This is a genomic window from Candidatus Odyssella thessalonicensis L13, assembly GCF_000190415.1.
In the GTDB taxonomy this organism is placed as follows: Bacteria; Pseudomonadota; Alphaproteobacteria; order Paracaedibacterales; family Paracaedibacteraceae; genus Paracaedibacter; species Paracaedibacter thessalonicensis.
In genome coordinates this window covers 70,913-86,552 of sequence record NZ_AEWF01000004.1, presented here as the reverse complement: position 1 = coordinate 86,552, position 15,640 = coordinate 70,913, and the positions used below count along the sequence as shown (strand labels likewise).

Below are 15,640 nucleotides of genomic sequence, written 5' to 3'. Positions count from 1 at the left end.
TTAGGGGCTGCTGTCTTGTCTATACTTACCTTGAAATTTAAATAATATCAAAAACATTAGAGAGGGGTTAAGATGTATCATAAAGTCGTTCATACACTACGATATCTATTAGGTTCTATAGTTGTTCTTGAAGGGGCTAAAGCTCAACAATATGATTTTTCAGCTGAAATAGGGCTACATCCGGGATTTGTGTTCTTAACAGATATTGACCCTACCATTATAGAAAGCCCACGCTGTTACGAGGGGCAGAACTTTCTGGGAAAACCAGTAGAGGGCTACACCACACCGAGAATTATTTGCACCAAAGCAGCCGCTGAAAAGCTCAAAGCAGCCCATGCAGCACTTAATACTCACGGATATAAGTTGGTTGTTTATGATGGCTACCGTCCCCAACGGGCTGTTAATGAGTTTATAAAGTGGAGCCAGGATGAGGCGGATCAATCTGTCAAAGAGCTTTACTATCCCACAGTTGCTAAAAAGGACCTATTTGAATTGGGCTACGTGGCTAAAAAGTCAGGCCATAGCCGGGAAGCACTTTTGACTTAACCATTATTAAAGATGGTGAGCCGTTGAAGCCCATTACTCTTTCTTACCGCCAGCTGACAAATGGTGAGAAAATTCCTTTCCTAGATGATAATACAGAGGATATGGGCTCTTCCTTCGCTCTGTTTCATGAAATCTCTCATCACGATAGCCAGCTTGTCGACAAGCCCTACTTGGAGAAACGCAATTTCTTACGCACAATAATGAAGCAGGACGGTTTTAATGAGTACAAACTGGAATGGTGGCATTATACCCTGGCGGACGAGCCCTATCCCCATCCCCAAACGTACTTCGATTTTATTGCATAAAGTTAATCACAGTCTTACCGGGATTTAAAGGCAAGCTGAAGACTAGCTGAGCTCTCATTCAAAAAACTATATTAATCTCCACCTACTGAATTTTCACGCTTGGCAACAAAGGTTCACTTATAATCGCAGCCCTTGAAAACCTAACGTGTCCCTTAGGGGGTGAAACATCTCACTTCTTCCTTAAATGCGCTTAAGCAAAAGGCGCCTTATTTATAAGGCGCCCTCGAACAACCTGATGGCTGAGGTTATGATCACGCTTACTCAACAGTAACAGATTTAGCCAAGTTGCGGGGTTGGTCAACATCTGTTCCTTTTAGCAGGGCTGTATAATAAGACAGCAATTGCATCGGCAAGGCATAAAGAATCGGCGCCGTTAATGGATGACTTAGGGGCATTTCCACAATCTGAGCTGGAATCTTATCCTGTTCAATATGTTGTCGCCCTAGACGGTCGGTAAAACAGATCGCGATTCCACCTCGGGCAATCACTTCCTGCAGGTTAGATAAGGTCTTAACCATCCATTTATCATGGGGGGCTAGAACAATAACGGGCATCAGATCATCAATTAAAGCAATCGGACCATGCTTCATTTCGCCGGCCGCGTAACCTTCGGCGTGAATATAAGAAATCTCTTTGAGCTTTAAGGCCCCTTCCATGGCAATAGGGAAATTAGTCCCTCGCCCAAGATAAAGAGCATCCCGCGCTGGCTGCATCCGGTGAGCAACTTGCTGGTAATCGGCTTCTTTTTGCAAGATACCATAAATCTCATTGGGCAGGTTTAGCAAGTGCTGGATATGATCCTGAACCTGACTCGAAGTTAGGGTCCCTCTTTTTTGGGCCGCATCCAGACATAAACACGCCAGAACTGCTAATTGTGCTGTAAATGCCTTTGTGGACGCAACACCGATCTCAGGGCCCGCTTTCGTATGAACAGAGAAATCTGCTAAACGATCCATACTGCTTTCAGCCACATTAACAATGGCAATGGTGGTTTGATGATCTGCTTTTGCTTGCTTCATCGCTTCTAAAGTATCAATGGTTTCCCCTGATTGAGAAATAAAGAGAGCAGCGCCCCCTTTTGGCAAGGGAGATTCCCGGTAACGAAATTCGGAGGCAATATCGATTTCCACAGGAATTCTAGCAATCATCTCAAACCAGTATTTCGCCACCGCAGTTGAGAAGTAAGATGTGCCGCAAGCAATCATGGTTAACTTGCTGATATTATTCCAGTCAATATCGACAGGCAAATTGAGGGTTTCAGCTGAGCTATCGATTAACGATTCTACGGTATCTTTCACAGTTGTCGGCTGCTCAAAGATCTCTTTCAACATAAAGTGATCATATCCACCTTTGGTGGCAGCATCGGCGGAAATGTTAATCGTTTTTACAGGACGGTCTACATGTTGGTCTTGCGCATTAAAGATCTGGATACTTTGGGCCGATACAATTGCATAATCCCCCTCTTCCAGATACCGTAAGCGCTGCGTCCACGGCGCCAAAACTAAGGCATCTGAGCCCACATAACTCTCACCGTCCCCTTCACCGATGACTAAGGGGCTACCGCGTCGAGCGACCAGCAGTGTATCTTCCACGCCTTTAACCAAAATCACCAGTGCAAAGGCCCCCTCAATATCAGCTAAGGTCCGACGCAGCGCCTCAATCGGGGAATTGCCTTGGCTTAAATAATCCGTCATCAAATGTACAACTGCTTCTGTATCAGTCTGGCTGGCAAACTGATGCCCCTTGTTTAACAGCATCTCTTTCAGGCCCGCATAATTTTCAATGATTCCATTGTGAACCACCGCCACCCTATCAGAGATATGAGGATGAGCGTTAGCCTCACTGGGAACACCATGCGTAGCCCAACGGGTATGGCCAATACCAATAACCCCTTCTATGGGATCCTGGTCATAGAGGTTTTGCAAAGCCTGCAGCTTGCCCTTGGCACGTCGTATAGCAATATCACCTTGGCAAAGGGTCGCTATACCCGCTGAGTCGTAACCGCGGTACTCAAGACGTTTGAGGCCATCAATTAATCGTTGTGCTACAGGTTGATGGCCTACAATGCCGACAATTCCACACATAGTTGACAAATTCCTATTTTAAAAAGTTATGATTTTCTGGACTTCAGCTCGCTTACGGTTGTGCGAAAGTTCTTGGCCCAAACGGGTTTATTGATTTGTTGTTGCCGGGCAATTCCTAAGGAATGCTCGGGAACATTATCCGTTATCACGCTGCCCGCTGCAATAATGGCTCCTTCTCCCACATGCACCGGCGCTACCAAAGATGTGTTACTACCGATAAAGGCATCATTACCAATATGAGTTGGCGATTTATTAAAGCCATCATAGTTACAGGTGATGGTGCCGGCACCAATATTAGCCCGGTCCCCAATTTGCGCATTACCTAAATAACTGAGGTGTTTAACCTTGGTTTTAGCACCCAGGGTCGTATCTTTGATCTCAACAAAGTTCCCAACCACCGCCTTTTCACCAATAATGGCCCCTGTTCGCAAATGAGCAAAAGGCCCGACCTTGGCTCCGGAATTCAAAACACAGTTTTCCAGATGGCAAAAAGGATAGATGGTCGCTTCATTGCCGACAATAACGCCAGGGGCGAAAGTGACATTAGGATGGATAACCGTATCTTTACCAATAATTGTATCGTGAGCAAAGAAAGTAGAGTCGGGATCAATTAAGGTAACGCCGCTTAACATCATTCGTTGCCGCCAGCGTTGCTGCATAATCTTTTCAGCTTGGGCAAGTTCGACGCGATTATTAATTCCATTTAAGGTTTCGGGATGCGGTGTTTCCACATACCGCGATATTAATCCTTGAGCTTTGGCGAGGGCAATAATATCCGTTAAATAGAATTCTCCTGCGGCATTCTGGGAAGAGAGAAGCGGCAATAAAGCTCGCAAGACAGCTGCTGGAATCAGATAGACGCCAGCATTACACAGGTTAATAGCGCGCTGTTCAAAAGACGCATCCTTATATTCAATAATACCATCAACAATATCATCGGTTGTTAGCAGTCGCCCATACTGTCGTGGATCCTCTACCCGCATCGCCAAAACCAAAAGATCTTCTGGATAAAGCTCACGCTTATTAAAGAGAGGGGCGAGCGTTTCAAATTCAATTAAAGGAACATCACCGCTTAAGATTAAGACATCGCCTTCATAATCCTTGATATGGTCAACACCCACTCGAACTGCATCGCCTGTGCCCAGTGGCTTTTCTTGGATAGCGACTTCAATCTGCCGACCAGAGACAATCTGCTCCTTATCTAAATACGGTGACGCAATAACCACGACTCGCTCCATATTCATTGATAGAGCGAGATCAATTACATGATGTACCATCGCCTTACCCCCTACTGAGTGGAGAACTTTCGGTACACTTGAATTCATGCGAGTACCCATACCCGCGGCTAAGATTAGGGCTGTTGTCATTTATTAAAAACCTCTACAAATCACGTATATCATATGGGCATTTAGGGCGCATCTGTCAAAATGTTAAATTTTATTGCGATGTAATTTTTTTGGAGGAACCAAGCTCCATCCTTAACTTTCACGACAATTAAAGCTCATTCTAGTTGTCTGTACCCCTTATCATCGCAGCTCCGATTTAAAAGAGTAGTTATAACCCTCTACACTATCTCTCTTACTAGAGCACAATGGGCTCGCTCTATGGGGCTCTCTTAAACTTTATAGGACAGCCCAAAAATAGATTAGCTAACTTGTTTATTGATTAGGCGATCGCGCCTATGGACTGAAAGTTAATTCTTAACCCTTTCAAGCCGTAAAATAATACAACCTTAAAACTTTAGGCAACAAAAAGGGTGAATCTTATCCTTCACCCTTCTATCGTTTCATAGTATGGCTTAGGCTGCCTCTTCTTCCGCAACATGCGTATGGGCGGGAAGGTCATCATTATCGCGGCTGGAAGGAATCATTCCTAAAGCCGCGCGATAAATATCGAGGAGTTCTTCTTGTTCAACTGCTTCTTCGTGCTTCATCTTACGTAGCTTGACAATTTGCTTCATGACTTTAGGATCAAAACCAACAGCCTTCGCTTCAGAATAGACTTCTCGAATGTTTTCCATCAGCTCTGATTTCTCTTCTTCTAAACGTTCAACTTTCTCAATAAATAACCGAAGCTGATTTGCGGATGAATTGTTTATGATCTGCATGCGTCGTCTCTCCTACTAAAATTAATAATTAAAAGGAAAATCCAGAGATTTACTAACTTAAATCCCCATCAAAAGACCTATTATATAGGAATGGTTAGGATATTATTGTCCAATTACTAAATATTATACCTCAAATCAAGGGTGGGAGGGAACAAAATTCGATGCCTCAGCGCGAGTTTATTTATCATATTCGACCCTGGGCCTTATCATTCCTTTTTCAAGCTCCCAAGCAGACAAGCTGAGCTGACTGCCCTTCAGCAGCCTTCTTACTGACCACCACCAAACTGTTGTGTGAGCTCAGTTACACGTTCGTCCTCAATCTTCTCAAATAACCGCACCGGCTCACCCAGATTATGATTAGCCGAGTAGGCGCTAAAATTAAGCCCTTCCGCAAACGGTGTCGCAGCCACCGTTGCCGCAAGGGGATCTCTTAATAATTCTAGAATCCGTACCGCGGTGGTCGGCATTAACGGATGCACCAGGATGGCAAACAATCGCAGCAGATACAGGCAATGACTTAAGCAGATAGCTGCCTGATTGAGATCATTTTTTGCTGCTTTCCATGGCTCCTGAACGGTAATATATTCATTAGCTAATACCCATAGCGCCCGCAATTGGCTACACGCTTGGCGGAATTTCATATCAGCTAATGACTTTTGGTAGTCATTGACCATGGCGGTCACTTTAGCCAGCAGGTCTTGATCCAGGGTCGCGCCTGACAACGCAACGGGCAGCCTTCCTTCAAAATATTTATGAACTAAGGAAAAACTACGATTGGCAAAGTTGCCTAGAATATCCGCTAGATCCTTATTCAGGATCGCTGCGAAGTGAGCAAAAGTAAAATCCGCATCATCACTTTCCGGGCAGTTCGCCATCAAGTAATAACGCCAATAATCGGCAGGATATAAGTCTAAGGCCGTATCCGTAAAAATACCACGCTTTTGGCTGGTTGAAAACTTGCCTTTATCATAATTCAGCCAATTGACGCCTTTAATATAGTCTACTTGCTTCCATTTCTGCCCTGTTGCCATTAACATCGCCGGCCAAAAAATACTGTGAAAGGGTACGTTATCTTTAGCCATAAACTGCACATAATGCACCTGGTCTGGATCCTGCCACCAGGTTTTCCAGGCCTCGGGTTGGTCTGTTGCTCTGGCCCAATCTTGAGTAATGCTGATATAGCCGTTGGGGGCATCAAACCAAACATAAAAGACCTTATTCTCGAACCCCTCAAGTGGTACTGGTACGCCCCATTTTAAGTCCCGGGTAATACAGCGCGGCTGCAGCCCTTCTTTGAGCCATTTGCGCGCAATGCCTTTAACGCCATCGGGCCATTCAGGACGATCGGCAACCCAGCTTTCAAGTTGCGGCGTCAACTTATCCAAAAGTAAGAAGATGTGTTTGGTGGCTTTGAGTTCGATATCTTTACTGCCAGAAAGGGCAGAATAGGGCTCGACCAAGTCCGTGGGTTCTAACAGGCGGCCACAACCATCACATTGATCACCCCGCGCCTTAGCATAGCCACAAGTAGGACAGGTTCCCTCCACATAGCGATCAGGCAAAAAACGCTGATCCGCATGGGAGTAATACTGCTCAATTTCTCGCTCCTCAATATAGCCGTTCTCGCGCATCTGTAAGAAAAGCGCTTGAGTGAGCTGATGATTGGCGGGATTGGAGGAGCGACCAAAGTAGTCAAAAGAAATGCCAAAGCGTTCATAAATATCTTTTTGCGTCGCATACATCTCTTGGCAATAGGCGGCAACCTCTTGACCGGCGGCTTCAGCGGCAATCTCGGCCGGCGTGCCATGCTCATCTGTTCCACAAATATACAGAACTTGTTCGCCGTGTTGCCGCAGATACCGAGCATACACATCCGCTGGCAACATCGATCCGACCAAATTGCCTAAGTGTTTAATGCCATTAATATACGGAAGCGCACTCGTTATCAGATGTCTTTTTGTCATTTCGCTAGTTAAGTCAATAAATTACTTTGCCTCAAAATACCCTGGAACCCCTCACTGGAGCAACAGTTATCTCAACCTTTCACGACAACTGCTGTGTCTCAACAGCTTAAAGAGGATCATAAATGGCAAAGGGCTCCAATCATAAAGGAGTTAGAGAAATAGAAGAGTAAGTTAAACTTGTCAGGAAAGAAATTGTCTCTTCTGGCACATGATTTCTGGAATTGTATCGACGAAAAAGTTTGCGAGTGTGTAGCCGGTTACCTCATCTCCATGATAGTATAAATTCTCAATGGGATTTCAACTTTACAAAATCATAATAAGCCTTGTGATTTCAAGTATATATAGTTTGATAACATTTCATCAGGGTCGTCCATTTCAAATATCTTAGAAGGCTCAACCGAACCTAAGTAAAGATGTAATTTACCGCTCCTATTAAGGTTAGAAAAGTATCTATCTCGCCAATAATCTGCTTTTTGAAGATCAAAATTCTGTCCAAATCTATCTCGATACATACCTGAGAGATGGCGCGCAGCCTCATAATGGCCTTGGGTTGCTAATATCTTTAGCCATTGTATAGATTTTTGCTTATAAGAGGGATCCTTTTCGTATCGCCGCCCCAGCTGCCATAGAGCTCGCAAATTTCCTTTGTTAGCAGCTTTTTCTAGCCAAATGTCAGCCTCAGCTGTTGTCCCCAGTAAATGGTTAAATTTCCCCTGGCAGCAAAGACTCTCTAAAAAGGATTTCCAATAAATTCTTAAGCCTAATAAATACTGAGCCGTATCATTATCTTGATTGGCCCTGATAATCAATTCTTCAATTAACCCCTCAGGATAATGTTTGGTTTTAAGGTAAAATATTACACACCCAATTTGCGCAGTGTATAACTGACTTACATTAGAAAATGTAGGTAAGACATCGAGCATAAATTGTGTACAGTCTGCATCCCTATAGGGGAACAATTCAAGGTCCAGAGCTTTCTCTAAAAGGGCGTTCCAATCCATCTCATTAGAGTCTTGGCGTAGTCGCTCCATTATTTGTAAAGTTCCCTGTGAGGAGGAGATTGAAGTAGGCCGATTAGATACCAAGCTTAAGAGGCATCTAGCAGTTTTATCTTCAGCTTGTTCCCTGTGCTTAAGCTCCGCCCTCAAGCCTGCAGGATATTCTTCAGACCTCAAGCAGTACATCAAACAACCAATCTGAGAAGTATACATTTGCACTAGCTCTATTCTCCCCAATAAATTGTTATCAATTATAAGTGGACGGTAGTGTCGGCAAGGCATATCACAGCAATCCAGAACTCTTTTCCATAAAACTAACCAAGCTGCCTTATTAGGATTATCTTGAAGGCAATCGATAAGATCTACATCACTTAGTAAAGAATAGTCATGGATACTATTGTGATCTATCAGAGCTAGTCTGAGTCTTTTTAATTGCTCCCCACACGAGGTAACAACTGCCTCAGGTTCTATGTTTAAAGCTTCTTCAAACTGCTCAGGCTGCTTTCTTTTTATCACTGCTCTATTCTCAACGATAAACAGCTCTGCTTCTTGTGCAAGAAAATTTTCTTCTTCAGTAATCGCCTCTTTAATTGCTTGTAAAAGCTGATCCCAAGCTTGACCAGCATTGTATGGCTCATTCTGGGCACTTGAAAGCAAACAGTGTTCTCCATTACTACAAGCTTTGTCTGCTTCCTGTACTTCGTTTTCTTCCATAGCCATTAATTTAGAAAAGAATAAACAGAATAGAACAAAGTTAATTCTAAGATAAGACATTTCTGATTCTCTAAAATCAATTTAATATTTTTTACTGGAAGACACTTTCTTATAAAAGACTCACCTTTTTATTGCAAGAGGAAAAGAGTTGAGCGCAAGCCATACAAGCAATTCTCAGAAAGCTAATACTTATTGATGAGAGGTTGCAAGCAGCTGACTTGATCTACGGCAGTATAATTCTATCTTTTATAAAGAAAGATAAATTTGGAGACTGCGGATGAAGGGCTCTATCTTACTAGCTTTGGCATGTTTATTACTTACAGCATGTAATCCGGATGTTTATAGCCAGAATGCATACTTTAATAGGAACACCTACTTTGATCGATCAGCACGCGAAGCCATTATTTTAACTGAGCCTCGGGTCGGCGTCATCGATCCATTCGATAATTATTATGACCCTTACCCTTATTATTATCATAAGCATCACCATCATCGTCATATGATTGTGAGATACTGAGAAGCTCAGCTCCCCCTACAAGCTCATAGAAGACTACTCAGCAGAGGGATTGATCAGGAAGGTAAGCTTTGAGATTTGTCTAAAGCTTGCTCTCAATTAAAGAAATGGTCTCGTTAATCCCATAGAGCTCTATAAATGAGCCCATCCGCGGTCCATCGGATTGTCCTAATAGCACTTCATACAAGCAAGAGAACCATGCTTTTAATTCGGGAAAAGCATGGGCCTTACCCACATCATAGACAACGGTTTGAATTTCCTCAGCCGCAGCCACTGCCGGCAAGGATTGCAAACGGGTCTTAAGGTCGGCTAAGGCGACTTTTTCGAGATCGCTTGGAGCGCGATACTTTTTATCAGGCAATACCCGATCATGATAATAAGCAATCGCATGCTTGATCAGCTTATCGAGGAAAGGCAGCTTCTCAGGGCTGGCCTCTGGCTGGTAACGGGTGACAAAGCCCCATAAGATCGAGGGATCTTCAGCATTACAGACACTGGCGAGATTCAACAGAATTGAAAAACTTAAAGCGCTCTCCGCTTGCGGCGGCTTACCATTGTGGATATGCCAGATCGGGTTATCCAGCTTTTGAGCTAATTCCTGCTCATTAAACTTGCCCAGATAAGTTAAATACTCATCCATATGGCGCGGGATCACATCAAAGTACAGCCGCTTCGCTTTGCGTGGTGACTGAAACATGTAATAAGCCAAACTTACATCCGGGGCATAGGTTAGCCATTCATCAATGGTTAAGCCATTACCCTTTGACTTAGAAATCTTCTGACCCTGTTCATCGAGGAACAATTCATAGGTAAAACTCTCAGGAGGACGTCCGCCAATGATGCGGCAGATCTGGCTTGACAGCTTGACAGAATCAATTAAATCCTTTCCGGACATTTCATAATCCACATCAAAGGCGCGCCAACGCATCCCCCAATCAGCTTTCCATTGTAGTTTACAATGGCCGCCAGTTATCGGAACCTCTACTAATTGACCTGTGTGCTCGTCGCGGTAAGTAATGGTAGCGGCTTCCACATCACGGCTAATAATCGGAACCTGTAAGACCTGCCCCGTGGTTGGGCAGATGGGCAAGAAGGGACTATAGCTTTGGCGACGCTCCTCTCGTAAGGAAGGCAACATGACCGCCATCACTTCATCATAGTGAGCCAAGATTAACTTGAGGATGTCATCAAAGCGGCCGCCCTTATACCATTCACTGGAGCTTTGGAATTCATACTCGAACCCGAAAGAATCTAGAAATCGCCTGAGCATCGCATTGTTATGCTGACCAAAGCTTTCATATTGCTCAAATGGATCAGGAACCTGGGTCAAAGGCTGGTTAAGATGCTGTCGTAACAGCTCAGGGTTAGGCACATTCTCCGGCACCTTGCGCAATCCATCCATGTCATCGGAGAAACAGAACAGGCGAGTTGGAATGTCACTTAGTATTTCAAAAGCACGTTTCACCATAGTGGTGCGCATAACTTCACCAAAGGTACCGATATGAGGCAAGCCTGAGGGTCCATAGCCAGTTTCAAACAGAACATAGCCCTTTTCAGGTGCTTTGTGACCAATTCGAGTGAGGATACGGCGCGCTTCCTCAAATGGCCATGATTTCGCCTGATTCGCCAATGAGCGAAGTTCTTGTTCTAAATGATCTGCCAAAGCTTGCATTGGACCTACTCTTTCAAATAACAAATATAATCCGTAAAGTACTGCTTCTGCTCAGCAAAAGCAAGGTTTATGCTTGATTGGTTAGGGTCTGTTTGCGCTCAATAAATTGCAACATCACCCAGCCCACAACGAAACACAGGGGAATCATCATCATCGCGGTTTGATACGCCTCCGGACCATAATAGCGACTGCCATCATCATTAAATTGCCCTTGCCAGGCCATGTCCAGAATGACTCCTAATAATGGTTGAAAGATTATACCGCTCATCATCACAATAGCATTGGTAAAGCCAGCCGCGGTTCCGCTTAGGGAATTACTAACATTTTCTTTTACCGCCGCAAAACACATTACCTGACCGGCGTTTGCTACCCCGGCCAGGAAAAGAATGATTAACATCACAGAATAAGTAATGCTATCAAAGCGCACAGCAGCCATAAAAAGTCCAGCGGTCGCTAAGGCAGAGATACTCATAACCCGGATCGGATGGCTGAGATAGTTAGACAAGCGAGCCGCCATTGGACTCCCGCAAGCAATTCCTAAATAAAGCATGATATTGGCTCGAGAGGCAATTTCATTGGAAACCCCATATTTTTCCATCAAGAATGGAACTGCCCATAGTTCACAAAATGCGGAGATCGGGACGTACATCAATCCACCCACAATTGCGACCAGCCAGTTTAAGGGATCACGCGCCACTCGCAGCAAACCTTCGCCTAAACGTTCCTGTCTATTGGTTAACTCTTGGGGTTTATCCCGCATAATTAGCCAGCAAATAGCAGCCAAAATGACGCCAATAATGGCCGCAATAATTGTCGCCTGGCGCCAACCAAAGTTATTACTCAGAATCGCAAAGGGTGGGCCGCTGACCATCCCCCCAACGGTTCCCATCATATTGGTCAGGCCCGCAATCATCGCAAAGCGAGCGGGAGAAAACCATTCTGAGCCGATTTTTAGGCAGCTTATAAAGGCACAGGCTGACCCAGCGCCAATAAGAAAGCGCCCGATCTGAGCCCCCAATAGGGAGGTACTGCAAGCAAAGAGGATACTACCAACGGCGCACAGGAGCGTCGAATAAGTGATAACGCGCCGAGCCCCAAGCCGGTCGACAATCACGCCACACGGGATCTGAAGGGCCACGTAAGAGTAATAATAAAAAGATGCTAAAACGCCAAGCGCTGTTGAGGCAACGCCAAAGTCAGCCATCAAGTCTTTGGCAATAACTCCAGGGGAAGCTCTCAGGATCATTTCATATAAATAGAATAGACCTGCACAGCCCCAGATAAGCCACGGGCGTATGTTCATAAACACTCCTACGTTATCTTTAGTCCTAGCGATGGGCAGGAAATGTCTCTTTAACAAAGAGCATAACAAACCATGCGGCGATCATGCACACCGGAATTGTCGCCATCGCTTGTTGATAATCACCTATGCTATACATGGGTGTTCCATCCAGATTTACAAGACCATCCCAAGCAAAGTCAATAATTACTCCGAGCAAGGGTTGAAAAATTACCCCACTCACCATCACAAAAGCATTGGTAAAACCAATGGTTGTGGCGCTGTAAGCCGGATCGTTGATTTCTTTCGCGGCCGCAAAATATAATATTTGCCCCCCACACACGAGCCCAGCCAGAAACAATAACGCAAAGGTTAATTCTAGAGGAAGATTGGGAATGTATATCACAGCCATAAATGGAGGTATGGTCAGTAAAGCCGACCAAGACATGACCTTAACCCTACTCTTAAGGCGATCAGATAAGGCTGCAAATAACGGACAGCCTAAGGCCATGCCGACAAAGACCATGGCACTTGAGAGTGATGCTTTTTCATTGGAGATATCATACAGGCGCATCAAGTAGGGCGTTCCCCATAACTCAGCAAAGGCGGACAAAGGTACATACATTAGGCCGCCATAAATTCCAATTAACCAGTTTTGGGGATTTCTCATGATCGCTTTCAGACCGATCAGGAGCCCTGCACTTTCGACCGCTTCTTCTTTGCCCTGTTTAGAATCTTTGATCATTACCCAACAGGCTAAAGCAACTCCCAGCCCAGCAATTGCCATGATCAGCATTGCTAAGCGCCAGCCATAATTATTGACAAGAATCGCGAAAGGAGCACCACCAAACAGCCCACCTAATGTCCCCATCATCATGGTAATACCGGCGACCAGCGCGAAACGTTCTGGCTTAAGCCATACGGAGGCTACTTTCATAGTACTTAAATAAGCACACGCCGAGCCTGCGCCCATTAAAAACCGCGCGCATTTGGCCATTTCCATGGTGGTGGCATAACTAAACATGAAGCTGCCCACGACACACAATAAGGCAGAGAAGGTGATAACGCGTCGCGCTCCTAACCAATCAACGATCACACCACAGGGAATTTGCAGCGAGACATAAGCATAGTAGTAATATGAAGCCATTAGGCCTATGGTGGTGGATGTAGCTACAAAATCGATGGCTATTTCGTTAGTCATCACGCTGGGCGAGACCCGCAAAATGTATTCATACAGGTAAAATAAAGCAGCACAGCCCCACACAATCCACCCGTAGTGGGATTTAATTAGCTTAGAGTTTTGGGCAGATGACGGGGCGGGAGAAGTGACTGCTTGCATAGGATAATTTCACCTCAATTGAGAATTAATAAGAGTTGGTTTCATAATTCAGTTTTTTGACCATATTTTTTTATCTTACACGCTTCGTAAGATAAAAATAGCATAATTGTGAATCTTAAGAACTATAATTATTATTAATAGCAGTTTTTTGTAATTTAATTACAAAAAACGCATATACTTTTTCTTGGTTGCTTGCTTGAGAATTAATTCCCTTACTCTGAAGCCAATTACCGCTCTGTAAAAACAAAGATATCAATCTCACAAACTCTCTCTGATTTGATAAGCGATTCCACCAACCTATGTTTATAAATGAATGAGAAAATTTTTTATGGAGTCTTATAATGTTTAGAAAAATGGTCTTTTCCACCGCAGCTTTGTCATTAATTAGCTTAGCGCCTAGCGGCGCTTGTGAAGCCTTATCAGAGAATCCGATCATTAAATACGAAGACTGCTTCAAAAAGGTTGGAGCAAACTTTCAGAGTCGCCTTAAAAAATTTGAACAGGAATGGAATGGGAAAGGAGATTATGCTGTTCAAAGGCAACTTGAAATTAAAGAGTTAAAAATGCTCTCTCTTCATGAGCAAGAGCAATGTCGGAAGACCTGTGTCGATGCACCAGATAGAATAGTTGAGGCCAAAAAGTAAGGGATACACTCTTAAGTCAGCACCCCCTTAACAGATTAACTACAGTCTAGTTAACTGATTCCATAATGGCGGCAATGCCCATGCCGCCCGCCGTACAAATAGAGATTAAGCCGCGCTTTGACCCATTTTGCGATAATAGCTTAGCCAAAGTTCCCGTAATCCGGGCACCGGTGGCGGCAAAAGGATGGCCGACCGATAAGGAACTGCCCACAGTATTTAATTTGCTACGATCAATTTTACCCAGAGCCGAGCTAAGACCTAACACATCCCGGCAATAGCTCTCTGTTTCCCAAGCTTTCATATTACATAGCACTTGGCCAGCAAAGGCTTCATGTAATTCAAAGTAATCAAAATCTGCAAATGTCAGCCTATTTCTAGTCAGCAATTGCGCCACGGCTTTGGTTGGTGCCATTAACAACCCTGCCCCTTTCACGAAATCAACGGCGGCCGCTTGCACATCAATAATCTTTGCCAACGGCTTAAGCCCCAAGCTGCTGGCCCCCACATCATTCGCCACCAGCACACAGGCGGAGCCATCGGTTAATGGTGAGCTGTTACCAGCGGTCAATAACCCATCAGCAATAAAGGCGGGCTTGAGTTTAGCCAGCTTTTCTAGATTGGTATCGCCACGCAATGTCCCATCTTGCTTTAAACCCTGAAAAGGGGTGACAAGGTCATCATAAAAGCCTTCTGCATAAGCTTTGGCACCATTAACATGGCTGGCCATGGCCAACTCATCTTGCTCTTCCCGGGAAATTCCCCATTCTTTGACCATCAATTCACAATGCTTGCCCATGGACAACTTGGTTCGCGGCTCATCAATAACCGGGATTTTTGGAGTCAAATCTCGCAGTTTTAGACTGCCAATTATCTTTAACCGCTCGATTAAGGTTCTAGCCCCATTGAGCTGCAACATGGCTTTCTGCAGCCCTTCCGACACCTCGATGGGTAAATCGCTGTTGGTATCAACGCCGCCAGCAATTCCCATAGTGATGGCGCCGCTATGAGCTTTAAGAGCAATCTGCCAAACGTTTTCCAAACCGGTGCCACAGGCCCGCTGCACATTGTAGGCCGGCGTGTCGGGATGTAACGCTGTTGATAACACTACTTCCCGAGCCAGATTAAACTCAGACGAACTATTTAAGACCGCTCCTAAAGCGACATCGCCCATCAAACGCCCCTGCAACCGATACTGATCAACTAAGGCGTTTAAGGAAGCTGCCATCAACTCATGCCGTGAAACGTTGCGGTAGGTAGTCATACTTTTGGCAAAAGGAATCCGGGCACTGCCCAATACATAAACTTGATTTTGCTCTGATCTCATCCGATACCCCCCGTTGGCATGCTAATCTTTTATAAACAATAGATTTATGATCGATGATATTCGCATGCTTAGCAAGATGGTAAATAACACCCTTATTAGCTACCGCCGCACAAAAGTGATCAGGGAACCAGGGTTTTAAGGTCAGGTTTT

The 15,640-nt window shown here is 44.6% G+C and carries 13 protein-coding genes; 4 read left to right on the top strand and 9 right to left on the bottom strand.

Features of this window, described 5'->3' with window-relative positions:
- Window positions 1–72 precede the first annotated feature (72 nt).
- Both HMO_RS17550 and HMO_RS17545 read left to right on the top strand, forming a co-directional pair.
- Window positions 73–546, top strand: coding sequence for a M15 family metallopeptidase (locus HMO_RS17550; protein ID WP_010300917.1), 474 nt, complete (start codon window positions 73–75; stop codon window positions 544–546).
- A 23-nt stretch (window positions 547–569) separates the two neighbouring features.
- Window positions 570–851: a M15 family metallopeptidase gene (locus HMO_RS17545; protein WP_010300915.1), complete on the top strand. Its 282-nt coding sequence runs from the start codon at window positions 570–572 to the stop codon at window positions 849–851.
- Window positions 852–1,108: 257 nt separating this feature from the next.
- On the opposite strand, the gene glmS is transcribed toward HMO_RS17545, so the two are convergent.
- The 5 genes from glmS to HMO_RS0107570 all read right to left on the bottom strand — a co-directional run bounded on the left by glmS (window position 1,109) and on the right by HMO_RS0107570 (window position 8,778).
- Entirely contained in the window at window positions 1,109–2,935 is a 1,827-nt protein-coding gene (gene glmS / locus HMO_RS0107595) for a glutamine--fructose-6-phosphate transaminase (isomerizing) (RefSeq protein ID WP_010300913.1), read from the bottom strand.
- 26 nt (window positions 2,936–2,961) lie between these two features.
- Entirely contained in the window at window positions 2,962–4,302 is a 1,341-nt protein-coding gene (gene glmU / locus HMO_RS0107590; protein WP_010300910.1) for a bifunctional UDP-N-acetylglucosamine diphosphorylase/glucosamine-1-phosphate N-acetyltransferase GlmU, read from the bottom strand.
- Window positions 4,303–4,733: 431 nt separating this feature from the next.
- On the bottom strand, window positions 4,734–5,042 hold the full coding sequence (locus HMO_RS14265) for a DUF2312 domain-containing protein (RefSeq protein WP_010300908.1): 309 nt from the start codon (window positions 5,040–5,042) through the stop codon (window positions 4,734–4,736).
- A 266-nt stretch (window positions 5,043–5,308) separates the two neighbouring features.
- Entirely contained in the window at window positions 5,309–7,006 is a 1,698-nt protein-coding gene (gene metG / locus HMO_RS0107575; protein ID WP_029448653.1) for a methionine--tRNA ligase, read from the bottom strand.
- 311 nt (window positions 7,007–7,317) lie between these two features.
- Window positions 7,318–8,778: a tetratricopeptide repeat protein gene (locus tag HMO_RS0107570; RefSeq protein WP_010300900.1), complete on the bottom strand. Its 1,461-nt coding sequence runs from the start codon at window positions 8,776–8,778 to the stop codon at window positions 7,318–7,320.
- Window positions 8,779–8,995: 217 nt separating this feature from the next.
- On the opposite strand from HMO_RS0107570, the gene HMO_RS0107565 reads away from it, so the two are divergent.
- Complete coding sequence (locus HMO_RS0107565; RefSeq protein WP_010300896.1) at window positions 8,996–9,235, top strand: hypothetical protein; 240 nt, start codon at window positions 8,996–8,998, stop codon at window positions 9,233–9,235.
- A 79-nt stretch (window positions 9,236–9,314) separates the two neighbouring features.
- Here HMO_RS0107565 and HMO_RS0107560 read toward each other — a convergent pair whose 3' ends face one another.
- The 3 genes from HMO_RS0107560 to HMO_RS0107550 all read right to left on the bottom strand — a co-directional run bounded on the left by HMO_RS0107560 (window position 9,315) and on the right by HMO_RS0107550 (window position 13,522).
- The gene (locus HMO_RS0107560; protein ID WP_010300893.1) at window positions 9,315–10,904 is read right to left on the bottom strand and encodes a lysine--tRNA ligase; all 1,590 of its coding nucleotides are present in this window, start codon (window positions 10,902–10,904) and stop codon (window positions 9,315–9,317) included.
- A 67-nt stretch (window positions 10,905–10,971) separates the two neighbouring features.
- Complete coding sequence (locus HMO_RS0107555) at window positions 10,972–12,207, bottom strand: MFS transporter (protein ID WP_010300890.1); 1,236 nt, start codon at window positions 12,205–12,207, stop codon at window positions 10,972–10,974.
- Window positions 12,208–12,232: 25 nt separating this feature from the next.
- Window positions 12,233–13,522: an MFS transporter gene (locus HMO_RS0107550; RefSeq protein ID WP_010300887.1), complete on the bottom strand. Its 1,290-nt coding sequence runs from the start codon at window positions 13,520–13,522 to the stop codon at window positions 12,233–12,235.
- Window positions 13,523–13,863: 341 nt separating this feature from the next.
- Between HMO_RS0107550 and HMO_RS0107545 the strand changes: the two genes are divergently transcribed.
- Window positions 13,864–14,166 (top strand): hypothetical protein, encoded by a 303-nt coding sequence (locus tag HMO_RS0107545; protein WP_010300882.1) that lies wholly within the window; start codon window positions 13,864–13,866, stop codon window positions 14,164–14,166.
- Window positions 14,167–14,212: 46 nt separating this feature from the next.
- Here the strand turns inward: HMO_RS0107545 and HMO_RS0107540 are convergent, their stop codons facing one another.
- Window positions 14,213–15,490 (bottom strand): acetyl-CoA C-acetyltransferase, encoded by a 1,278-nt coding sequence (locus HMO_RS0107540; protein WP_010300879.1) that lies wholly within the window; start codon window positions 15,488–15,490, stop codon window positions 14,213–14,215.
- Between the last annotated feature and the right edge of the window lie 150 nt (window positions 15,491–15,640).

Coding starts and splice junctions, on each gene's coding strand:
- HMO_RS0107570 (WP_010300900.1), bottom strand. CDS start 8,778: ATGTCTTATCTTAGAATTAACTTTGTTCTATTCTGTTTATTCTTTTCT.
- HMO_RS17550 (WP_010300917.1), top strand. CDS start 73: ATGTATCATAAAGTCGTTCATACACTACGATATCTATTAGGTTCTATA.
- HMO_RS0107560 (WP_010300893.1), bottom strand. CDS start 10,904: ATGCAAGCTTTGGCAGATCATTTAGAACAAGAACTTCGCTCATTGGCG.
- HMO_RS0107555 (WP_010300890.1), bottom strand. CDS start 12,207: ATGAACATACGCCCGTGGCTTATCTGGGGCTGTGCAGGTCTATTCTAT.
- glmU (WP_010300910.1), bottom strand. CDS start 4,302: ATGACAACAGCCCTAATCTTAGCCGCGGGTATGGGTACTCGCATGAAT.
- HMO_RS0107565 (WP_010300896.1), top strand. CDS start 8,996: ATGAAGGGCTCTATCTTACTAGCTTTGGCATGTTTATTACTTACAGCA.
- HMO_RS0107540 (WP_010300879.1), bottom strand. CDS start 15,490: ATGAGATCAGAGCAAAATCAAGTTTATGTATTGGGCAGTGCCCGGATT.
- glmS (WP_010300913.1), bottom strand. CDS start 2,935: ATGTGTGGAATTGTCGGCATTGTAGGCCATCAACCTGTAGCACAACGA.
- metG (WP_029448653.1), bottom strand. CDS start 7,006: ATGACAAAAAGACATCTGATAACGAGTGCGCTTCCGTATATTAATGGC.
- HMO_RS14265 (WP_010300908.1), bottom strand. CDS start 5,042: ATGCAGATCATAAACAATTCATCCGCAAATCAGCTTCGGTTATTTATT.
- HMO_RS0107550 (WP_010300887.1), bottom strand. CDS start 13,522: ATGCAAGCAGTCACTTCTCCCGCCCCGTCATCTGCCCAAAACTCTAAG.
- HMO_RS0107545 (WP_010300882.1), top strand. CDS start 13,864: ATGTTTAGAAAAATGGTCTTTTCCACCGCAGCTTTGTCATTAATTAGC.